The 20,939-nt window shown below is 53.5% G+C and carries 18 protein-coding genes and 1 other RNA gene; 12 read left to right on the forward strand and 7 right to left on the reverse strand.

Translation table 11 applies throughout. The features are described 5' to 3' along the window. The first annotated feature begins 79 nt into the window (after positions 1-79). Positions 80-209, forward strand: a non-coding RNA gene (locus tag AACU55_RS03845) — RtT sRNA. A 102-nt stretch (positions 210-311) separates the two neighbouring features. Here AACU55_RS03845 and AACU55_RS03850 read toward each other — a convergent pair. The 3 genes from AACU55_RS03850 to AACU55_RS03860 are packed head-to-tail and all read right to left on the reverse strand — an operon-like array spanning position 312 to position 4,731. After that, positions 312-2,144, reverse strand: a complete 1,833-nt coding sequence (locus tag AACU55_RS03850) for an ABC transporter ATP-binding protein (protein ID WP_037034497.1) — start codon at positions 2,142-2,144, stop codon at positions 312-314. A 1-nt stretch (position 2,145) separates the two neighbouring features. Further along, on the reverse strand, positions 2,146-3,579 hold the full coding sequence (locus AACU55_RS03855) for a M81 family metallopeptidase (RefSeq protein ID WP_134706687.1): 1,434 nt from the start codon (positions 3,577-3,579) through the stop codon (positions 2,146-2,148). A gap of 12 nt (positions 3,580-3,591) precedes the next feature. Continuing rightward, positions 3,592-4,731, reverse strand: a complete 1,140-nt coding sequence (locus AACU55_RS03860) for an ROK family transcriptional regulator (protein WP_134706688.1) — start codon at positions 4,729-4,731, stop codon at positions 3,592-3,594. Positions 4,732-4,966: 235 nt separating this feature from the next. Here AACU55_RS03860 and AACU55_RS03865 point away from each other — a divergent pair, with 235 nt between their 5' ends. From AACU55_RS03865 to AACU55_RS03880, 4 genes are read left to right on the forward strand one after another with little or no spacing between them, the layout of a single operon-like run. Continuing rightward, positions 4,967-6,511 carry an ABC transporter substrate-binding protein gene (locus AACU55_RS03865; protein WP_013575960.1) on the forward strand — a complete coding sequence of 515 codons (1,545 nt, stop codon included), beginning with the start codon at positions 4,967-4,969 and terminating at the stop codon, positions 6,509-6,511. Between the two features lie 27 nt (positions 6,512-6,538). Next, the gene (locus AACU55_RS03870) at positions 6,539-7,459 is read left to right on the forward strand and encodes an ABC transporter permease (RefSeq protein WP_013575961.1); all 921 of its coding nucleotides are present in this window, start codon (positions 6,539-6,541) and stop codon (positions 7,457-7,459) included. Continuing rightward, positions 7,459-8,325, forward strand: coding sequence for an ABC transporter permease (locus AACU55_RS03875; RefSeq protein ID WP_013575962.1), 867 nt, complete (start codon positions 7,459-7,461; stop codon positions 8,323-8,325). Before AACU55_RS03870 ends, AACU55_RS03875 begins: the two co-directional genes overlap by 1 nt. Then, complete coding sequence (locus AACU55_RS03880; RefSeq protein ID WP_134706689.1) at positions 8,322-9,251, forward strand: ROK family protein; 930 nt, start codon at positions 8,322-8,324, stop codon at positions 9,249-9,251. The genes AACU55_RS03875 and AACU55_RS03880 overlap by 4 nt, the downstream gene beginning before the upstream one ends. 172 nt (positions 9,252-9,423) lie before the next feature. Here the strand turns inward: AACU55_RS03880 and AACU55_RS03885 are convergent, their stop codons facing one another. Next, on the reverse strand, positions 9,424-9,993 hold the full coding sequence (locus AACU55_RS03885; RefSeq protein WP_112152533.1) for a GNAT family N-acetyltransferase: 570 nt from the start codon (positions 9,991-9,993) through the stop codon (positions 9,424-9,426). Between the two features lie 101 nt (positions 9,994-10,094). On the opposite strand from AACU55_RS03885, the gene dapF reads away from it, so the two are divergent. The 5 genes from dapF to aroQ all read left to right on the forward strand — a co-directional run bounded on the left by dapF (position 10,095) and on the right by aroQ (position 15,291). Next, on the forward strand, positions 10,095-10,934 hold the full coding sequence (dapF, locus tag AACU55_RS03890) for a diaminopimelate epimerase (protein ID WP_037034505.1): 840 nt from the start codon (positions 10,095-10,097) through the stop codon (positions 10,932-10,934). Positions 10,935-11,256: 322 nt separating this feature from the next. Next, on the forward strand, positions 11,257-12,636 hold the full coding sequence (locus AACU55_RS03895; RefSeq protein ID WP_013575966.1) for an MFS transporter: 1,380 nt from the start codon (positions 11,257-11,259) through the stop codon (positions 12,634-12,636). A 105-nt stretch (positions 12,637-12,741) separates the two neighbouring features. Next, on the forward strand, positions 12,742-14,004 hold the full coding sequence (locus tag AACU55_RS03900) for a gallate dioxygenase (protein ID WP_134706690.1): 1,263 nt from the start codon (positions 12,742-12,744) through the stop codon (positions 14,002-14,004). After that, positions 14,001-14,834, forward strand: coding sequence for an amidohydrolase family protein (locus AACU55_RS03905; protein ID WP_134706691.1), 834 nt, complete (start codon positions 14,001-14,003; stop codon positions 14,832-14,834). The genes AACU55_RS03900 and AACU55_RS03905 overlap by 4 nt, the downstream gene beginning before the upstream one ends. 16 nt (positions 14,835-14,850) lie before the next feature. After that, positions 14,851-15,291, forward strand: coding sequence for a type II 3-dehydroquinate dehydratase (gene aroQ / locus AACU55_RS03910; protein WP_134706692.1), 441 nt, complete (start codon positions 14,851-14,853; stop codon positions 15,289-15,291). Between the two features lie 71 nt (positions 15,292-15,362). On the opposite strand, the gene AACU55_RS03915 is transcribed toward aroQ, so the two are convergent. The 3 genes from AACU55_RS03915 to AACU55_RS03925 form a co-directional block, all read right to left on the reverse strand. Beyond that, positions 15,363-16,616, reverse strand: a complete 1,254-nt coding sequence (locus AACU55_RS03915) for an O-antigen ligase family protein (RefSeq protein WP_134706693.1) — start codon at positions 16,614-16,616, stop codon at positions 15,363-15,365. Beyond that, the gene (locus AACU55_RS03920; protein ID WP_134706694.1) at positions 16,609-17,721 is read right to left on the reverse strand and encodes a glycosyltransferase; all 1,113 of its coding nucleotides are present in this window, start codon (positions 17,719-17,721) and stop codon (positions 16,609-16,611) included. The genes AACU55_RS03915 and AACU55_RS03920 overlap by 8 nt, the downstream gene beginning before the upstream one ends. Positions 17,722-18,082: 361 nt before the next feature. Further along, positions 18,083-19,312, reverse strand: coding sequence for a LysR family transcriptional regulator (locus tag AACU55_RS03925; RefSeq protein ID WP_037034517.1), 1,230 nt, complete (start codon positions 19,310-19,312; stop codon positions 18,083-18,085). 150 nt (positions 19,313-19,462) lie between these two features. Between AACU55_RS03925 and galB the strand changes: the two genes are divergently transcribed. Together galB and AACU55_RS03935 are read left to right on the forward strand one after the other, a co-directional pair. After that, complete coding sequence (gene galB / locus AACU55_RS03930) at positions 19,463-20,209, forward strand: 4-oxalmesaconate hydratase (RefSeq protein ID WP_134706695.1); 747 nt, start codon at positions 19,463-19,465, stop codon at positions 20,207-20,209. Beyond that, on the forward strand, positions 20,206-20,931 hold the full coding sequence (locus tag AACU55_RS03935; protein WP_134706696.1) for a 4-carboxy-4-hydroxy-2-oxoadipate aldolase/oxaloacetate decarboxylase: 726 nt from the start codon (positions 20,206-20,208) through the stop codon (positions 20,929-20,931). The genes galB and AACU55_RS03935 overlap by 4 nt, the downstream gene beginning before the upstream one ends. Positions 20,932-20,939: the final 8 nt, after the last annotated feature.

Raw genomic sequence — 20,939 nt, forward strand, 5'->3', positions numbered from 1 at the left:
CGAGGCCAGTGGCCGAGTAATCCTTCCCCCACCACCATCTTCTATGTGCAATCGCACCTTCCGAAAAATCCCAAACTAAATAAAACTCAGAGCGGGAAGGATGAAGAATCTTCGACACGAAGGTTCGAGCCGAGCGAAGCGAGACAGCGTTGCGCAGCAACGACCCGCAGGGCGAGGCCAGTGGCCGAGTAATCCTTCCCCCACCACCATCTTCTATGTGCAATCGCACCTTCCGAAAAATCCCAAACTAAATAAAACTCAGAGCGGGAAGGATGAAGAATCTTCGACACGAAGGTTCGGGCCGTTAACTATCAAACCTGAACAAAATGCCCTGCTGAGACTTCCTGATATTGCCTTTGCGGCGGAATATAGCCGTTATCGCGCACCGGGCTTTTCAGCTCATCGACCTGCATTTGCCGCTTAAGCATTCTGCGCGACGGATCCGGCACCGGCACTGACGCCATCAGTTTTCGCGTATAGGCATGCTGAGGATTATCGAATATCGCCGCACGCGGGCCAATCTCCACAATCTCCCCGAGATACATCACAGCCACGCGATGACTCACCCGCTCGACCACCGCCATATCATGCGAAATAAACAGGTACGACAGATTCATGCTTTCCTGCAAGTCGAGCAGCAAATTCACCACCTGCGCTTTCACCGACACATCCAGCGCGGATACCGATTCATCTGCGACAATCACTTTCGGATCGAGCGTCAGCGCGCGTGCAATACAAATCCGCTGGCGCTGACCACCGGAAAACTCGTGCGGAAAGCGGCGCAGCATGTCCGGCGACAATCCGACCTTTTGCAGTAACGACGCGGCTTTCTCTTTTGCATCGCTGCGGTTATGCAGTTTATGTTGCAGCATCGGTTCAATCAGCGCGTCACCAATACGCATACGCGGATTCAGGCTGGCAAACGGATCCTGGAATATCATCTGAATCCGCTGCCGCATCTGTAAAATATCGCGCTTGCCCAGATTCATCACATCAAAACCGTCGAAATCAATCGCGCCGCTGTGTGGTTTCAGCAGCCGCGTTACCGCGCGGCCGGTAGTGGATTTTCCGCAACCGGATTCCCCCACCAGCGACAGCGTTTCACCCTGGAATAAATCAAAGCTGATGTTTTCTACCGCATGTACCGCTCCAACCTGACGGCTGAATATGCCGCCATACACCGGGAAACGTGCGCTGAGATTTTTCACCGAGAGCAATGGCGTCAGCCCCGAAGCGACCGTTCCTGCCACTTCCCCCGGCACGCTTGCCTCACCGGTTTGCAGATTGATTTGCGGAAAACGTAACGGCCAGTCACGCCCCTGCATCGACCCGAGTTTCGGCACGGCGGCCAGCAAAGCACGGGTATAAGGATGTTGCGGGCGATGGAAAATATCCTCCGTCGCCCCGCTTTCCACCGCTTCACCACGATACATCACCAGCGTGCGGTCAGCGATTTCCGCCACCACGCCCATATCGTGCGTGATAAACAACACCGCCATCCCTTCTTCTTCCTGCAACGTCTTGATCAAATCCAGAATCTGTCCCTGAATGGTCACATCCAGCGCGGTCGTGGGTTCGTCGGCAATCAGTAATTTCGGTTTCAGCGCCAGCGCCATGGCGATCATCACGCGCTGGCGCATGCCGCCGGAAAACTGATGGGGATATTCATCAAACCTTTTGGTTGCATTGGGAATACGGACTTTTTCCAGCAACCGCAGAGTTTCTGCCCGCGCTTCGGAAGATGACATGCCCCGGTGCCGTTTGAGACTTTCGGCGATTTGCCTGCCGATACTGAATGTAGGATTGAGCGACGTCATTGGCTCCTGGAAAATCATCGCCATGTCGTTGCCGCGAATATCACGCATCTGCTTATCCGAAAGCGCCAGCAAACTGCGCTGATTCAGCCAGACTTCACCCTCAATCCGGCTGCTTTGTGCTTTCAGCAAGCGCATCACCGACAACGACGTCACGCTTTTTCCCGAACCGGATTCGCCGACGATCGCCAGCGTTTCGCCGGGATAGACATCAAACGACAAATCGCGTACCACCGGCAGCCAGTCGTCTTCGCCGCGAAACGAGGTAGTGAGATGTTTCACGCTCAGCACGGGCTGACGGTTTTCCGGTTGTCCGGTGGTCGGGGTCATTTCATTTGCTCCTGGAGGAAAGCTGCACCTGCGGCACGTAGCTGAAGTCACGGTCAAACGGGAACGTTTTACGCGGTTTGCGATGGCGTGGCAGGCGTTCGACAAACTGATCGACCACGCCATTCGACAGCGCCATCAGGTTCGGGCTGGCAATCGGTGCCAGTTCCGGTGACAGATAGCCGGATTTCACAACAACAATGTCTGCGGTATGCGGATCCAGTTCCAGCACGGTAAAGTCGCTGATGTTGTGATACGGGCGGCGGCGCGCCGACACCACCACATCAATCCCGCCAATGCGCAGCACGGCCTGACGGTCAGCCGGTGTCAGTGCGTCAAGCAGGAAGACGACTTCAAATTCACCTTTCACCTGCGGGCTGGAATGATCGAGCGACGCGCCAAGTGTCAGCGTCAGTATTGACCCGACACCGGCATTGAATGCGGCATCGGTTGCCGGCGCATCGGCAATCCCGGCCACAATGGTATTTTGCGCATACTGTTTGATCAGTTCCTGCAACACATCCGCGCGGTCACCGACACCGCCACCTGTCGGATTATCGCCAGAATCCGCCAGCACCACCGGCCGCGTTTCACTGGCAATCGCTTTTTTCACACAGGCCTCAACGGTGTCGGTTTCGCAGCCAAACACAAAATCTTCCCGTGCGTCCCAGTAAGCCTGTGCCAGTTGAGTGGCCTGCTGCTCCAGCACAGTACGGTCGGTGCCGGTCATGATCACCGCCGCCGTCGCACGCGGCTCATCCGCCCACACATAACCCACCATCAGTGAGCTGTCCCATACGCCGTCAACTTCATCCATTTCCGGCAAACGGGCGTACAAACTTTTCGCCGGTTCATCTTCCGTACTGGTGCGCTCGCCGGGTAACACCACCGGCACCGGCACCCACAGCAGCGTCGGTTTTACGCCGGTTTGCAGATGCTTTACCAGCATGGCGACAGAACGGCGCATGGTTTCTTCCACATCAATATGCGGCGCAGTGCGGTAGGTCGAAAACATATCAATGGCGTCAATAATGCGTTGTGACACGTTGCCGTGCAGATCATAACTGACGCTGATCGGGCAATCCGGCCCGACGGCTTTACGCGCCGCGGCAATCCAGTCACCTTCGGCATCCTCCAGCCCTTCAACATACATCGCGCCGTGCATCGCCAGATACAAACCGTCGAACGGTTTTCGCGCCTCCAGACCCGCCAGCATTTCCGCTTTGAATTTATCGTACGTCGCACGCGCTACCGGACCACCGGCAATAGCACGGGCGTGAATTGTCGGTAAAAACGTCGCAGGATAGTCCTGCAAAAAACGAAAGCGCGGTGATGCCAGTAACTGCGCATCACGCACGACGGTGAAATCCTTTTCCTCGTTAAGCACCGGATTGTAAGTGCTGCATTCAATATGGATACCGCTGACCGCTATACGCATGTTGCTCATTCCTCAGACAGGCTTCAGACCGACCAGAAAGCGATGTGCGGCTATACTCGCCGCCGCGCGCGCCCAGGTGTCGTCGTTTAGGGTAAAAGTACGAACCGGTGTTTTACCGGCGTTGCCCGGCAACACATTGGCTTCAACAGACTGATGTACAACCGTGCCGAACAGCCCGGAAAAATCGGCATCCTGATGGGCAATCAGGATCAGGTCCGGGTCATTGATTTGAATCAGATGCGATATCGCCAGGCCCAGCGCAGAACCGGCACGGTGCAAAATACGGATTGCCGCCGTCTGGCCCTGCATCGCCAGTTGTTCCAGCCCGCCGATCGTGGAAGCATCCAGCCCTTCAGCTTTGGCCATTTCCGCAATAGCATTGAGGGAGGCCAGCGTGTCGAGACAACCGCGCTTGCCGCAGCGGCATGGGGAACCGTTCAACTCCAGCGTGCAGTGCGCGATCTCCCCTGCACCGCCGTGTAAACCACGATGCAATTGCCCGGCGATGAAATGCGCGCTGCCAATCCCCGCCCCGTGGCTGACCAGCGTAAAGCTGCTCAGATCACGCGCCTGACCAAAACTTTTCTCGCTCACCGCCAGCGCTTTGGCGTCATTTTCAATAGCCACGTCCATGCCTGTCGCCTGCGAAATCAGCCTGGCCAGCGGCACATCCCGCCAGCCCAGCAACGCCGACTGCACGCAGGTCGACTGATGTTCATCGATAAGACCCGATAGCGTCACGCCCAGCCCGACCAGCTTTTTTGCCGCCTCGGGATGAGGCTCGAGCAACGCCGGTAAGGCGCTGGCGATATTGGCTGCCAGTTGTTGCTGATCCGCATCAGCAGCAAAAGACACCCGCGAAAGTATTTCGCCATGCAGATTGATCAGGGCCATTTGCGCCGGATTTTGCAGCAAAGAAACACCGGCAAACCACGCGCCGTCGGGATGCACGACCAGACGTACCGACGGTCTCCCCTGTCCGCTGCCCGGCACCGTTTCCGCCTCATGCAGAAAACCGGCCTCGATCATCTCGCGTACCACGCCGCCGATAGCCGCTTTACTCATTCCTGAGGACTGCGCCAGTTCGGTACGGCTTAAACCGCCTGCGGCATTCACTGCGCCCAAAATCTGACGTTGCAAAGTTGTTAGCATATTCGTTTTGGCGCTCTCAGTTTTCGCTCATCTGCATTGACATTAAACGGTAGAAATGGATATATCAATGCCAATTAGTTCACAAATTAAACTAAATGTTCCGATATAAGTATTTCATATGAACTATTTGTTAAATCTCTTTGTTAAAACAAACTGTCATTAAAACCGGCGTTTTACTCAACCGGCAGACTGAGCCAGAGCCACTTAATCCGATTTTTCACGCAGAGGGCAGAACATGAAGATTACCCGTTATATCCGGCGTCCCTTACCGTTAACGCTGCTGAGCAGCGCCCTTCTCGCCGCGTTTTCGCTGCCGGTGTTTGCCGCCACGCTGAACGTGATGCAAAACGAAGCGCCGCGCAGTATGGATCCGGGCAACCAGACCGCGACCTTTACCGGCACGGTACTGGATCCAATGTATGAAGGTCTGCTGCGCATGTCGCCGCAACTCAAACCGGAAGCGGCGCTGGCAACCTCGTGGAGCAGCGATGAAAGCGGGCTGGTGTGGACCTTCAAACTGCGCAGCGGCGTCACTTTCCACGACGGTACACCGTTTAACGCTGACGCTGTTGTCGCCAACTTTGCCCGCCATCTCGATACCAAACGCGGGCTGGCCGCCAGCGGACGTCTGCGTACTTTCCTTGACAGCGTCACCAAAACCGACGATTCCACCGTTGTCTTCAAACTGAAAAAACCCTATCCGGCCTTCCTGAATTTACTGACTACCGGCGCCTGTCTGATGGTCAGCCCTGCAGCGGATAAAACCGGTACGCTGGACAGCAAAGCGGTCGGCACCGGCCCGTACAAAATGGTGCAGTACAAAACCGGCGAATTCGTGCTGGAAGAAAAATATCCGGGCTACTGGGGTGATAAAGCCGCCGGGCCGGACGACATTAAATGGACCTGGAGCGCTGAGCCTTCGGTCATGAACATGGCGTTGCAGGCGGGTGAAACCGACGTCATCAACCCTGTGCCGCCGCAATTTGCCCGCGTACTGAAAAATAATCCTAAATTCAGTTTGCATGAAAGCCCGGGTGCCGCCGTGTTCTGGGTTGCGCTGAATACCGACCTTAAACCCCTGAGTGACGTCCGCGTCCGTCAGGCACTGAACTATGCCACCGACCGCGACGGACTGGTGCGCGCCATCATGTCCGGTTTCGCACAACCGGCGAATTCCCCGCTGGCACCGGTGACCGCCGGTTATGACAAAACACTGAACCCGTATCCGCTGGATCTGGCAAAAGCCAAAGCCCTGCTCAAAGAAGCCGGTGTGGCTGACGGTTTCACGATGTCGATTGCCGTACAGGGCCAGGATGCCCGCATCGGTCAGGTGCTGCAAAGCATGTGGGCGAAAATCGGCGTGAAACTTGACGTGCGGATCATGGAAAGCGGCGTGTGGACTAAAGCCGCGTTTGCCGATCAGGCCGGTAAAAAAGCCGATAACACCGGTGCGGTGCTGGCTTCCTGGTCTTCCGGCGCCAACGGCGCAGATCTGCAACTCCGTCCGCTGTACTACAGCAAAAGCTTCGCACCCGGCGGCGCGAATCTGGGCTTCTTCAGTGACCCGAAACTGGACGACATGCTAGACAAAGCCGCCTCAACGCTGGATGAAAACACCCGCAACGCGATTTACGTTGACGCCCAGAAAGAAATTAACCAGCAGGCACCGCAGGTGCTGTTGTATTACCAGAATGATTTGTACGCTACCGGCACGAATATTTCAGGCGTCACGATGATCCCGGGTGGACAAATTGTGGTGAAAGATGCACAGAAAAAATAACCGCAGTATCTACAGTGGAAAATAGCCATGAAAGCCTATCTTGCCAAAAAGCTCATCGCCTTCCCGGTCATCCTGATCGGGGTGTCGATGCTGATTTTTGTGTCCATCCGCGCGCTGCCGGGCGATCCGGCGCGTCTGATGGCCGGGCCTGAAGCGACACAGGAAGCGGTCGATGCTATGCGCGTTCGTCTCGGGCTGGATCAGCCGCTGGTGACGCAATATCTGCATTTTGCCGGTGATGTGTTGCATGGCAATCTCGGCATCTCGCTACAGTCGCAGCAGCCGGTCACGCAGGAAATCGGGGAACGAATGCCGTATACCCTGATGCTGGCGGTGCTGGCGTACTTTCTGGCGGTGGCGGTTGGCGTTCCGGCGGGCATGATAGGCGCGGTTTACCGCAACCGCTGGCCGGATTTTGGCGTGATGTTGCTGGCGATTGCCGGCGCGTCCATCGCCAACTTCTGGCTGGGGCTGATGGCAATGAATACTTTTTCGGTCAATCTCGGCTGGCTGCCGCTGCTCGGCGCGACATCATGGAAAAGCTACATTCTGCCTTCCGTGACGCTGGCGGTTTTACCCATGGCAGTGATGGCGCGCATGACGCGTTCCAGCATGCTGGATGTCTTGTCGGAAGATTATATCCGCACCGCGCGCGCCAAAGGTTTGTCCGCCACTACCGTGTATTGCAGCCATGCGTTTCGCAATGCGCTGATCCCGATTGTCACTATTGTGGCGCTCAATTTCGGCAGCCTGATTGGCGGCGCAGTCGTCACCGAATCCGTGTTTAACTGGCCGGGCATTGGTCGCCTGCTGGTGGATTCCGTGCGTTATCGCGATTATCCGGTCATTCAGGGCGTGGCGCTGGTCGCCGTCTGCGGCGTGGTGGTAATGAACCTGCTCGGTGAATTACTGATTGCTTTCCTGAATCCAAAAATAAGGTTCGATTAATGTCTGCCATTATCACGCAATTACCCCGTCGCAAACCGCGCACGTTGCGGTTGTTCCGCTGGTTATGGCGTCATCCGGCCGTGACCCTCGGGGGATTTATTGTCAGCCTGATCGTGCTGATGGGCTTGTTCGCGCCATTGATCACCCGTCACGATCCTTACGCACAAGACCTGATTGATACCCTGCTTTCTCCGAATGCAAGTCACTGGTTCGGTACGGATGATTATGGCCGCGATATCTTCGCCAGAGTGATTTATGGTGCGCGGATTTCGATTATCGAAGTGGTACTGAGCGTCGGACTGGCGATGATTATCGGCATTCCGCTGGGGATTATCGCCGGCATGGCGGGCCGTTATACCGACATGATCATCATGTGGTTTATGGACATGCTGTTTGCTTTTCCGGGCATCGTGCTGGCCATTCTGGTGGTCAGTATTCTCGGCGGCGGGCTGGTGAACTTGCTGATCGCGATTTCATTGTTTGCCATTCCGGTATATGCACGCCTCAGCCGTAACCTGACGCTCGGTTTAAAGCAGATGGAATACGTGGAAGCCGCGCAGGCGCTGGGTTTATCAAATTACCGTATTATCGTGCATTACATTTTGCGCAATGCCATCGGGCCGATTATCGTGCAATCGACGCTGACTGCCGGCACAGTGATTCTCGCCGCCGCCAGCCTGTCATTTCTGGGGCTTGGCGTGCAGCCGCCGATGCCGGAATGGGGTACCATGATGAGCGATGGCCGGAACTTCCTCGGCATTAATATTTACCTTTCGCTGTTCCCCGGTCTGGCCATTATGCTGACCGTGCTTGGTTTTAACGTACTGGGCGACGGACTGCGAGATTTACTGGACACACGCTCATGAATTCTGCAGTTTTTTGCGCCGATATCGGCGGTTCATTTATTAAATTTGGTGTTTCACGTTATTCCGGCGAAGTGGAAGAATGCGGCAAAGTGCCGACACCCGTTGCCTCATGGAATGATTTCGTTAACGCCATGCAAAATCTGATCAACACGTATGGTGCTGATTTACCGGCTGGCACACCACTGGCGATTTCCACCGCCGGGCTGGTCTCCCCCCAAACCGGCGAAATGCTGGCCACCAACATTCCCGCGTTCACCGGACATTCTCTGGCGCAAGATCTCAGTGCTGCGCTGGACCGTCCGGTCACCGCCGCCAACGATGCAGATTGTTTTGCCCTCGCTGAAGCCCATGCCGGTAACGCACAACATCAGTCCGTCGTGGCGGCGATTATTTTAGGTACCGGCGTCGGCGGAGGACTGGTGATCAACAGCCAGCTCGTCCGCGGTCACGGCGGCGTCACCGGCGAATGGGGACACGGTGCGATTACCCGCACGGAACTGACGATTGACAACAAAAAATACGCCGTTCCGCGCCTGAAATGTGGCTGCGGCCAGACTGGCTGCCTCGATATGCTCGGCGGTGCGCGTGGCATGGAACGTTTGCATCAGCATTTTCACAGCCAGCAAAATACCAGTCTGGAGATTGTCACCGGCTGGCTGAACGGGCATCCCGACTGTTCGCTGACCGTGAATGCCTGGCTGGAACTGGTCGCCGAACCGCTGGCGCTGCTGGTCAACATCCTCGGCCCTTCACGTATAGTCGCGGGCGGCGGGCTGGCCTCGGCAAAAGAGCTTATCGCGGCGCTGGATGTGAAAGTACGCGGCGGTGTGCTGCACACTTATGCAGAACCGTTGCTGATACCGGGGAAATTTTTGACCGACGGCGGATTAGTGGGGGCATCGGTACTGGGGAGAATGCAGAGTTAGTTGTTTGATCCTTTCCCTGCAATGGCCGTACAGTTTTGGTTTCAACTCCTCCCCCTGCGAAGGGGGAGGCAGGGAGGGGGTTTTAAGTATTGAAACAAAGGCCTGCGTGGTCACGTATCCCACTGATTTATCTTTAATACCCCCCCAACCCTCCCCTTCGCAGGGGAGGGAGTCAGACCCGTTTTAGCCGATACAAACAATGTTCCCGCAACCAGTGCCCTTCCTCAATCACCGGATGCATGAAGTTCTCTTCGGGATCGCACACCATTCCCAGCTTTTTCATCACTGCCTGTGAGCGGACATTCGGCAGCGCTGTAAATGCCACAATTTCGTTGAGCCCTAGCTGAATAAACCCGGCATCCAGCGCAGCGCGGGAAGCTTCGGTGCAAAAACCCTGTCCCCACGCATCCGCCCGTAAACGCCAGCCGACTTCAACGCACGGGTTGAACGGCAGGTTATATCCCGGTGTATGCAACCCGACGAAGCCCATAAACTCGCCGGTTTCACGTAACTCAACCACCCAGATCCCCCACCCACGTTCAGTGATCAAATCCCGACAGCGGATCGCCATTTCATCACTTTTTTCACGGGCCAGCACTGACGGGAAAAATTCCATCACCTGCGGATCAGCGTTCATGGCGGCAAAAGGTTCAAAATCTTTATCCTGCCACTGGCGCAAAATCAGTCGCGATGTGGTGATAGCCAGCGGCGGCGATGCAACGGGGACGGTAAAAGACTGCATAAACAACTCCTTTTTTATGGCAGACATGGGTTAAAAGTAAATTCTGGTATTTCCTGTTAATGATATTTATAACAATAATAAATAATTCCGGAGCTGCCATTATGATTTTTCACCGCTATCACGGACTGGGTAACGATTATCTGGTCTGCCATCACCGCGTCGCCGCCCTGCTCAGTAACCAGCAAATCCGGCGCATCTGCGATCGTCATTACGGCATCGGTTCCGACGGTTTGCTGATCGACAATGACGATGCGGATATCCCCTCCCTGCGTATTATCAATCCCGACGGTTCAGAAGCTGAGAAAAGCGGCAACGGTCTGCGTATTTATGCCCGTTATCTGTTTGATATTGGCCGCGTCGCGCATGAGCCGTTTCTGGTGAATACACCGGGCGGGCAAGTACGTTGCGAAGTCACCGACGGCGCCCATCAGGTGATTGTGGATATGGGGCAGGCAAAATTCTCGCCAGCCGCGTTACCCGCCAGTGTAGAAGGCGATGAAGCTCTCGCGCTACCCATCGTCGCGGGCGGGCATAATCTCAGTGCGACGCTGGTATCCATGGGCAATCCGCACTGCGTAATCCGGGTGGACAAACTGGATCTGGATTTAGTAAAGCAACTCGGCTCAGAGATTGAAACGCTGGCGATTTTCCCGAAACGTACCAACGTGCAGTTCGCGCAAGTCCTTGATCGCAAAAATATCAGCATCGGCATCTGGGAGCGCGGCGCGGGTTATACGCTGGCTTCCGGCAGCAGCAGTTGCGCGGCAGCCAGCGCGATGCGCAAACTCGGGCTGGTGGATGACCATGTCACGGTACATATGCCGGGCGGAAAACTCGCCATCAGTTTCAGCGGCGACTTTCAGGTCAACATGCGTGGCCCGGTGCAGAAAATTGCCATAATTACCCTTGATAACGACTGCTTCCGGGATATGCCAGCATAGCATTCTGGCCTGCTGAACGTTCCCGGCTCACCTCCCTTGCATGAAACTCTCCTGACGGCAGCCTGTCTGCCGCTCTTTCCGCACGCCCCCTATAAACAAAACTCATACCTGCATAATGATTTTATGGCAGACAGCATGCTTTGCAGCCCCTAAGTTGGTTAGCAGGAAGCACAACAATGAATAACCAACTTACTGTTTAATAAATAAAATAATACTTATAAAAACCTCTCACGGCCGTTTTCCGTGCTTAACCGGTCAGTGAAATTTTGTTCAAAGTTTTAATCCGATCACATATTAATAAAAAAAACAGAGAGCGTACCCTATGAGCAACAACACCATCGTGGATGTGAAAACGTGGATAGATGAACGCCCGATATCGAAATATCAATGGGTGGTTTTATCCCTGTGTTTCATCATCATCATGTTCGACGGTTATGACGCCGCGGTAATGGGCTTTATCGCCCCGGCGCTGATCGAAGACTGGGGCATCAGCCGCGCGGAAATGGGGCCGATCCTGGGTGCCGCCATGTTTGGCGTGGCGATCGGCGCGCTGATTGCCGGACCGAACGCGGATCGCTTTGGCCGCAAGCGGGTGCTGATGTGGTCGATTCTGTGTTTTGCCCTGTTCAGTCTGCTGAGTACCTTTGCCCGCACGCCGATGGAAATGGCAATCCTGCGTTTTCTCACCGGTCTCGGCTTAGGCGCGGTCATGCCTAATACCGTGACGCTGGTGTCGGAATACATGCCCGAACGCCGCCGCAGCCTGATGATCACCGTGATGTACAGCGGCTTTAATGTCGGTTCCGGCGCGGGAGGGTTTGTCGCGGCCGGTCTGTTGCCGCACTTTGGCTGGAAAGCGGTGATTTTTGCCGGTGGGATTTTGCCGCTGCTGATGCTGCCGTTACTGCTGTGGATCCTGCCGGAATCCGCCATGTACATGGTGGTGCGTAACGTAGCGAAAGAAAAAATTGCCAAAGTGCTGACCCGCGCCGGGGGTGTTTTCAGCGAAGGAACCAAATTTGTGCTCAAGGCGCCGGTTATTCAGAAAAAAGCCAAAGTATTCCAGCTTTTCACCAACGGCTACGCCAAAGGCACGATGGTGTTGTGGGTCACTTACTTCATGGGCCTGTTCGTGATTTATCTGCTCAACGGCTGGTTGCCAACCATTATGCGTAACGGCGGTTTCTCGCTGGAACGCGCGGCTATCGTCGCCGGTTTGTTCCAGTTAGGCGGAACCTTCGGTGGCCTGATGGTCGGCGGGCTGATGGACAGATTCACCGCCAAACGGGTGATTGCGGGTTTCTACATGATGGGCGTGGTCAGCCTGCTGTCGCAAGGTATTGGCAACTTTGGCCCGGATATTCTCGCCCTGCTGGTGTTCATCAGCGGTGTGTGTATTAACGGCGCACAGACCGGTTTGCAGGCATTTTCTCCGGCCTTCTATCCGACCGAAATGCGTGCCACCGGCGTCTGCTGGATGCACGGTATTGGCCGCAGCGGCGCGATTATCAGCTCATCGATGGGCGGCGTTCTGCTGGGTGTTTTCTCCGGCCAAAACATGATCTTTATTATTCTGGCGCTGCCTGCGTTGCTGGCAGGGCTGAGCATTCTTTTACACCGCGCGGCGCACCCGGCCGAGATGATCAAAGGTGTTGATATTACTGACATCCCGGAGTTGTCGCGCACCATGAATATCCGCTAGTCTCCGGATTAGCCACCTGATAATTAGAAACATATTCATCACCATAAATAATGCGGCGCGACGTGCGTGTCGCAGTTACCCTACAAAAAGTATTGAGGATTTAAGATGGCGAAAATCATAGGCGGTTTAGCAGTTTCACATACCCCGACCATCGGTTTTGCGGTTGACCATAACAAGCAGGAAGAAAGCGCCTGGGCGCCGATTTTCGAAAGCTTTGCGCCAATGCAAAAATGGCTGGATGAGAAAAAACCGGACGTGCTGGTCTACATTTTCAACGACCACGTGACCTCGTTCTTCTTCGATCACTATTCCGCCTTTACGTTAGGTATCGACGAGCAATATGAAGTGGCCGATGAAGGCGGCGGCCCGCGTGATCTGCCTGCGGTCAAAGGCCATGCGGCGCTGTCGCAGCATATCGGTGCCAGCCTGATGGCGGATGAATTCGATATGTCTTTCTTTCAGGATAAGCCTTTAGATCACGGTTTGTTCTCGCCGCTTTCTGCCCTTCTCCCGCATGAAGGCGGCTGGCCGACACAAATCGTTCCGCTGCAAATCGGCGTACTACAGTTCCCTATTCCCACCGCCCGCCGCTGCTACAAACTCGGTCAGGCGCTGCGCCGTGCGATTGAAAGTTTCCCGGAAGATTTAAACGTGGCGATTGTCGCCACCGGCGGCGTGTCGCATCAGGTTCACGGCGAACGCTGCGGGTTTAACAACCCGGACTGGGATGAGCAGTTTGTCAATATGATCGTCAACGACCCGGAACGTCTGACCGAAATGACGCTGGCCGAATTCGCCACGCTGGGCGGCATGGAAGGTGCGGAAGTGATCATGTGGCTGGTGATGCGCGGTGCGCTGTCAGCCAATGTGAAGAAACTGCATCAGGCTTATTACCTGCCGTCGATGACCGGTATCGCCACGCTGATCCTCGAAAATCAGTCGCGTGAAGCGCCGTATGATGTGCAACAGCGCCAGCGTGACAAAATCGCGCAACAAATGGCGGGCGTTGAAAAGCTGCCGGGCACCTATCCGTTCACCCAGGCACGCAGTCTGAAAGCGTTGCGCATCAACCGTTTCCTGCACCGTCTGATCCAGCCCGCATGGCGTGAACGCTTTCTTACCGATCAACATGCGCTGTTTGCCGAAAACAAGCTGACGGACGAGGAACAGCAACTGCTGCGCGAACTCGACTGGCGCGGCATGATCCATTACGGCGTCAGTTTCTTTCTGCTGGAAAAACTCGGCGCGGTAGTCGGTGTGTCCAACTTACATATTTATTCCGCGATGCGGGGCGAAACGCTGGAAGAATTCCAGAAAACCCGCAATCAGCAAGTTCTCTATTCAGTAGCAGGTAAAGCGAAAGCATGACAATTTTTGAGCAACCCAAGATCGACACCCATCACCACGTGTTTGATCCGGCGCGCTTTCCGTACCTTCCGGACACGCCGTATCGTCCGGAAGGTCACGAGATTGGCACCACCGAGTATTACCGTGCCGTGATGCAGGCGTACAACATCCGCCACTCACTGATTGTCGGCCCGACCTCGGGATATAACACCGACAGTGCGTGTCTGCTCGATGCGCTGGCAAAAGGCAACGGGCGCTTCAAAGGCATTGCCGTGGTGCCGTTTGACATCGGCATTGAGCGGCTTGCAAAGCTGAAAAATGCCGGTGTGGTCGGCATTGCGATGAATGTTGCGATGCTCGGCACGGAAACTTTTTTGCATCTCGATGGCCTGATGGGGCGTCTTGCCGAACTGGATATGTTCGCCGCCATTCAGGTGCAAAACGATCAGCTTCTGGCGTTATTGTCGCTGATTAGCCGTACCCGCGCACGGCTGCTGATTGATCACTCCGGACGCCCTGACGTCACGCAGGGGCTGCAACAACCGGCGTTTCAGGCTCTGCTCAGTCTCGCTGACCAGCAAAGAACCTGGGTAAAACTGTCGGGTCTGGCGAAATTCAGCCACCAGCCCTTCCCTTATCAGGACGGGCACGCTTATCAGCATGCGCTGCTCAATGCGTTCGGCGCAGAACATTGCATGTGGGGTTCCGACTGGCCGTTTCTGCGGGCGGAGCACCGGATGGATCTCGGTACGTTACTGATGCTGGTCGGACAATTATTTCCTGATGAAAAGATCCGCCAGCAAATTTTGTGGCAGACCCCGAAAGATTTGTTTGGATTTACGGATTACTGAAAAAAGGCAGACACTGATGAACTACAACATTGCCGTATTCAACGGCCCGAATCTCAATTTACTGGGCACCCGTGAACCGGAAACCTACGGTCACGACACGCTGGCGACCATCGAAAAGTTATGTCATCAGACCGGCGAAAGCTGCGGCGCAACCATCGAATTCTTCCAGACCAATCACGAAGGAGATCTGATTGACCGCATTCAGGCCTGCCGTGGCAAAGTGGACGCGATTGTGCTCAACGCCGCTGCGTGGACGCACACGTCCGTCGCCATCCGCGACGCCGTGACCGCCGTCAGCCTGCCGCTGTACGAAGTGCATATCACCAACGTGCATAAACGCGACGCCTTCCGCCACCATTCATTCCTTTCCGACGTCGCCGTCGGCGTAATCTGCGGTTTTGGCATTCAGGGCTATGGATATGCGATCAGACAGGCTGTGGTGAATCTGAATAAATAAAGCAGATTTTTGGAAAGTAAAACTTAAATAATATAAGGATTCAGAGTGTGAATCCTTATATTTCAGGCATGTTATTCAGCAGATTTTCGCGTGCCAATACAGCAGACCGCCAGCGATATGACAAACAATGTTGCTGTCTGATCATAAAGAATCACTGAATCCGTCAGTCCGGTAACGAATAAAGCAATAAATGTAAGCACCATGCCTTTAATATTAACTTTCCTCACCCACCCATAGATTAAAACCAGATAAGGCAGCAATAAGGAAAACGTTCCTAATAATCCCTGAAGTGTAGTGACCTCAAGAAATTCGTTGTGCATATTATATTGAACATTGGTATAGCCTTCCGTGTTTTCCGGATGATGCGTTTTGATAAACGCTCTGGCCAACGTGGTTCTCTCATCAGGCGTAGTAAAACCAATATGGTGATGTAACAGGTATATACCACTTTGCCAGATCGCCACCCTGGCCCCCAGTGATGTTGAACTTTGTACATCATATTTCTGGATATCATTAATACCCTGGGCCCAGCGATGCCCGGTGATGCCGATAATCGTCACAATAGCGAGCACGACCAACCCCGCCATCTGCCAATTTTTTCTTAAGTCTATTTTATACTCTAAAAATATAAAGGTAAGCTTAAGGAATATGAGAGCGAGAATGGTAATTCTTGTCCCACATAAATACAGAAGGATAAAGGTCAGTATAAAAGCCCCTAAATCCAGACATTTTGAATAACGATGATTTTCTAACCGGCTTAACCCCAGATAAGCCGCGTATATGAAAATAATCATATAAGAGGACATTGACGATGCATCAGTCGTCAGTTTTATCCGGTCATTCACGGTATAAAAATGTTCATGTAACCCGAAGCCCAGCGTAACAATCAACCCCACCACGATTATTACTTTACTTAAGAATATAGTTTTTTGAGTTGTCAGCGAACCATACACAGAAAGGCATAAGATGACAAAAGCACCCAGCAGGATCCTTTTGCTCCCTACTAAATAATTGTTAATGATGCCTGCGCTCGTCGGCGAGGGATCTATGCCATTATGCTTTAGCATCATTGCCCAGACAAAACGGACTGCGGCTAAAAAAAACAATGAAAAGAACATCACCAGATAAAAATGTTCATTCTTAAATGAGATATCCTTTTTGTAAATAGCATATAAAGTGGTAAAAAAACTGACGTAAGAAACAACATAAAATATTTTTTGTGGCCATCCGGTAATAAACATGCTCAATGAAAGTGAAATGCAAAGAGCAATAACTGATGCATTAACAATTATTTTCAAAGGAGCTGTAGCAGATTTGCTATTCATCTTTTCCCTCAGCAATCTTATTAAGAATATTCTTAAAATTATTCATATACGCATCTTCGTAAAACTTTCCGATACTTTCCTTTATCACGGCCTGCTCTGGCAATACCCGATCACGGCCTATTTTATTAATGATTTGAGAAAGCGTAATAATGTCATTTTGCGGATAAAGTTGCCCATTAATATTGTTTTCAATTATTTCTGACGGACCGCTGATACAATCAGAGGAGACGCAATATATTCCCCGGGATATCGCTTCCAGCAGCACAAGCGGGAAGCCTTCGAAATTAGACGTCATGACCAGGCAAGTGACTTCTTTGATATTATTTTCGACATATTCCCAGGGTTCACTTTGCCATCCATGCCAGGTAATCTGATCAGAAATCCCCGACTGTTGCGTATAAGATTGACATATGGCCAAATCTTCACCATCTCCCACGATATCTAATGACCAGCGGACACTGACCCGGGCAAGCGCATCAAAGAGATCTTTTAACTGCTTTTGTCTTTCAAAATGTATTCTGCCGATGTAGAGGATTCTGAGCGACTCAGGTCTTAAAATAACCGTATCCGTTTTTTTCACGGGGTTAAAAACCACATCGACATTATTTTCGCCGACACCCAACTCTGTCAGTTGATTTTTTATTTCATCGCTGATCGCAAAATGATGATCTGCTGATAACAGATAATGCGGGCGATACCGCTCCCGGGGTGGAAGATGCATCCATGTCGATAAAACAGTCTTATGCGCAGAAAAGGTAATTGCACGACGTGCCATTAAGCTGGGTATTGTATTAAGTGTAATGACATGTTCTGGTTTATATTTTCTGATAAATAAGAGAAGCCGCAGAGTATGTATGAAGTTTTTTACTTTTTTATTTCGTAGTGTGCAGACACTTTCAAATAGCACGGCATTATCGAGCCAGGATTTTGAGTACGTCTTTTCACCACTATTGATGACGAAAAAACCCGCCTCAAACTCTTCACTCTTTTTGAGTGCTGATATTACCTGGCTGGTCACGTTTTCCATGCCGCCACGCCCGATAAGTAAATCTGTCACAAGCACTATTTTCTTTTTATTAATAACTTCTTTTTCTTTAGTTATCATAGTCCAGTCTCTTCACAGCCCTCAAACCGCGAGAGCAATATTCAACCTTTATTTCTCAACACATATTTATACAAGGTTTATCAAAAAACAGGCATTCCCTTCACAAGGGCGGCCATCTTACCTTAAAATGACAGGCCATTCATGTACAAAACAGACACAAACGTAACCTTGTCTTAAAAATTAGAGAATTCCCAATACTGACAGGGCCTGTAAAACGAGGGCGATCTGACACAGGTATTTTGTTTATACAACGAACCGGAATTCATCCTGTTTGTATTAAGGATAATAATTACCCCAAAACCAAAGCACATAACAACATCGTTCATATTTCACACACGATAATTACCCGTAATCAAAATTCTCATATGAAAATGGGGTTGCCACACACTTTTCTGATCTCCATCACCAGCGCCTCTGCGGCAGGTGAAAGCAGACTTCCGGCGCGGAAGGTCAGGCCAATGGCGCGGTGCGTATCGGCCAGATCCAGCGGCAGTTTGGCCAGTTCGCCGGATTCAAGCTCATGCTCAAGCTGGCGCGCTGACACGGCTGCCAGCATGTCGGAACCGAGCAGCAGCCCTCGCACAATCCCCAGATCACCGCTTTCCACCACCGGATCCGGCGGCGGCATCCCCATAGCGGCAAAACTGTTATCCAGCAGGTGTCTTGCCGGGGTTTCAGCACGCGGCAACACCCAGCGCGCCTCGCGCAGAGTTTCCTGCGTGACATTTTCTGCCAGCAACGGATGTCCTTTTCTCGCCAGAATCACCATGCTTTCGGTAAACAATGTTTCTGTTGCCATATCAGCCGCATAATCACGGGATCTCAGCGCGCCAAAAATAAAGTCCACTTCCCCGGACCGCAGCTCGGACGCCAGTGCGCTGAAGGCACTTTCGTTGGTCACCACTTTCACGCCGCTGTAGCGCTGCGTCAGGCCGATAATCGCCTGCGGCAGTAAGCGCGTGCGCCCGAGTGGCAAAGCGCCAACCTGCACAGTGCCTTCCAGCACACCGCGACGGGCGGCAATGTCGGCAGGAATATGACGCAATTCATTAAGCGCACGACGCAGGTTCGGCACGATATCCTGCCCCGCAAGTGAAGGCATCATGCCGTGCGGTGTGCGTTCCAGCAGCGCAACACCGGCACCGTTTTCCAGTACTTTCAGCGCAGCACTGACCGCGGGCTGGCTGAGGCCGAGCAGCGTGGCGACCGTCTGCATATGCCGGGTTTTACACAGAGAGATAAAAATTTGCAGACGCCGGACGTTAAACAGATACAGCGGTTCGGTATCCCCGCGCCTTTGCCCGCTTTTGCCCTGTAATTTCGCCAGCTGCGAGGGGATCTGCCGCAATTCGGCAATCGCCCGTCGCGCACGCGGCAGCACGCATTTACCGAAATCCGTCAGTAGCATGCCGTTGGCATGACGTTCAAACAACGGAACGTCGAGGGACTGTTCCAGATCCCGTATCGCCCGTGTTACCGCAGATTGTGTGCGGTACAGTTCATCAGCCGCGCGGGATACACTTCCCTGGTCGACCACCTGACAAAATGCTCTGATTTGCATCAGGTTACTCAGCATCTCAGACTCTGCCATCCCCTTCTCCTTTCAGCTTTTTTTGCGTGACCTTTCCCTGCAATATAAATAAAACGCATACCCCCTGCAATCAAATGAATTACCCGTCGCAGACTCAGACTGACAGCATGGAACTCAGACTTTTTGAGAACAAAAACCAAGGACATCTCCATGACTCAGCCAAAAAAAGAGAACACTAAAAGTGCATTAGTCGTCAGTGCCCACTCTGCCGATTTCGTCTGGCGTGCGGGCGGTGCCATCGCCAGACATACTCAGGCCGGTTACGCCGTGCACATCGTTTGCCTGTCGTTTGGTGAACGCGGTGAGTCTGCCAAACTGTGGCGCAAAGGCAATATGACCGAAGAAGTCGTGAAAGCATCACGCCGCGAAGAAGCCATGGCCGCCGCCGAAATCCTCGGGGCCAGTGTCGAGTTTTTCGATATGGGCGATTATCCGCTGCGCGCCGACAAGGAATCGTTGTTCCGTCTGGCCGATGTTTACCGCCGCGTACAGCCGCATTTTGTGCTGACCCATTCGCTGAAAGACCCGTACAACTACGATCACCCGATGGCGACACATCTGGCCCAGGAAGCACGGATTATCGCGCAGGCAGAAGGCTATAAGCCGGGCGAAACCATTGTCGGTGCACCGCCGGTTTACTGTTTTGAACCACATCAGCCGGAACAGTGCGACTGGAAACCCGATGTTCTGCTCGATATCACTGATGTCTGGGACAAGAAATATCAGGCCATTCAATGCATGGCCGGTCAGGAACATCTGTGGGAATACTATACCCGCGTCGCCCAACAGCGCGGCGTGCAGGCCAAACGTAACGTCGGGATCACCAGCGCCAAAAACATCGTTTACGGCGAAGGCTATCAGAGCCTCTTCCCGCGAGTGACAGAGGATTTAGCATGAGTCTGGTCGGCAAAAAAGGCGTCGTGGTTCGCCATATTCCACGGGCAAATAAAGCAGATGTGTCGGCACTGGCGGCTTTTGGCGTGGCGACGGTACATGAAGCGCAGGGTCGCAAAGGCTTGCTGGATGCGGGCATCCGTCCGATACAGCAGGATTGTGCGATTTCCGGCAGCGCCGTCACCGTGCTCACCGCACCGGGCGATAACTGGATGTTCCACGTCGCCGTCGAACAATGTCAGCCGGGCGATATTCTGGTGGTTGCGCCAACCTCGCCATGTTCTGACGGCTTCTTCGGCGATTTGCTGGCAACGTCGCTGAAAGCGCGCGGTGTGGTCGGGCTGGTTGCCGATCTCGGCGTGCGTGATACCAAAACGCTGCGCGATATGGGTTTCCGCGTCTGGTCACGGGCCGTTCACGCGCAGGGTACGATCAAAGAAACGCTCGGCTCCGTGAACGTGCCGGTTGTCTGCGCCGGACAGTTAGTGAATCCGGGCGATGCCATTGTGGCCGATGATGACGGCGTGGTGGTCGTTCGCCGCGAAGAGGTCGCGCAAGTGGCGCAGGCCAGCCGTGAGCGGGAAGCGCTGGAAGAAAGTAAACGCGCAAGAATGGCTGACGGTGAACTCGGATTGGATATCTACAATATGCGCCCGCGTCTGGCAGAAAAAGGCCTGAAGTATTTCGATTCGCTGGAAGAACTGGAAAATGCCGCAAGGCGCTGAGGAGCCGA

The organism is Rahnella sp. CJA17(1/100), from assembly GCF_963881615.1.
Classification (GTDB): Bacteria; Pseudomonadota; Gammaproteobacteria; order Enterobacterales; family Enterobacteriaceae; genus Rahnella; species Rahnella aceris.

Excerpts from the sequence above, each read along its gene's own strand:
- AACU55_RS03885 (WP_112152533.1), bottom strand. The coding sequence starts at position 9,993 with ATGCAGTCTTTTACCGTCCCCGTTGCATCGCCGCCGCTGGCTATCACC.
- AACU55_RS03905 (WP_134706691.1), top strand. The coding sequence starts at position 14,001 with ATGACAATTTTTGAGCAACCCAAGATCGACACCCATCACCACGTGTTT.
- galB (WP_134706695.1), top strand. The coding sequence starts at position 19,463 with ATGACTCAGCCAAAAAAAGAGAACACTAAAAGTGCATTAGTCGTCAGT.
- AACU55_RS03925 (WP_037034517.1), bottom strand. The coding sequence starts at position 19,312 with ATGGCAGAGTCTGAGATGCTGAGTAACCTGATGCAAATCAGAGCATTT.
- AACU55_RS03855 (WP_134706687.1), bottom strand. The coding sequence starts at position 3,579 with ATGCGTATAGCGGTCAGCGGTATCCATATTGAATGCAGCACTTACAAT.
- aroQ (WP_134706692.1), top strand. The coding sequence starts at position 14,851 with ATGAACTACAACATTGCCGTATTCAACGGCCCGAATCTCAATTTACTG.
- AACU55_RS03880 (WP_134706689.1), top strand. The coding sequence starts at position 8,322 with ATGAATTCTGCAGTTTTTTGCGCCGATATCGGCGGTTCATTTATTAAA.
- AACU55_RS03920 (WP_134706694.1), bottom strand. The coding sequence starts at position 17,721 with ATGATAACTAAAGAAAAAGAAGTTATTAATAAAAAGAAAATAGTGCTT.
- AACU55_RS03870 (WP_013575961.1), top strand. The coding sequence starts at position 6,539 with ATGAAAGCCTATCTTGCCAAAAAGCTCATCGCCTTCCCGGTCATCCTG.
- AACU55_RS03915 (WP_134706693.1), bottom strand. The coding sequence starts at position 16,616 with ATGAATAGCAAATCTGCTACAGCTCCTTTGAAAATAATTGTTAATGCA.
- AACU55_RS03895 (WP_013575966.1), top strand. The coding sequence starts at position 11,257 with ATGAGCAACAACACCATCGTGGATGTGAAAACGTGGATAGATGAACGC.
- AACU55_RS03860 (WP_134706688.1), bottom strand. The coding sequence starts at position 4,731 with ATGCTAACAACTTTGCAACGTCAGATTTTGGGCGCAGTGAATGCCGCA.
- AACU55_RS03865 (WP_013575960.1), top strand. The coding sequence starts at position 4,967 with ATGAAGATTACCCGTTATATCCGGCGTCCCTTACCGTTAACGCTGCTG.
- AACU55_RS03900 (WP_134706690.1), top strand. The coding sequence starts at position 12,742 with ATGGCGAAAATCATAGGCGGTTTAGCAGTTTCACATACCCCGACCATC.
- AACU55_RS03935 (WP_134706696.1), top strand. The coding sequence starts at position 20,206 with ATGAGTCTGGTCGGCAAAAAAGGCGTCGTGGTTCGCCATATTCCACGG.
- AACU55_RS03850 (WP_037034497.1), bottom strand. The coding sequence starts at position 2,144 with ATGACCCCGACCACCGGACAACCGGAAAACCGTCAGCCCGTGCTGAGC.
- AACU55_RS03875 (WP_013575962.1), top strand. The coding sequence starts at position 7,459 with ATGTCTGCCATTATCACGCAATTACCCCGTCGCAAACCGCGCACGTTG.
- dapF (WP_037034505.1), top strand. The coding sequence starts at position 10,095 with ATGATTTTTCACCGCTATCACGGACTGGGTAACGATTATCTGGTCTGC.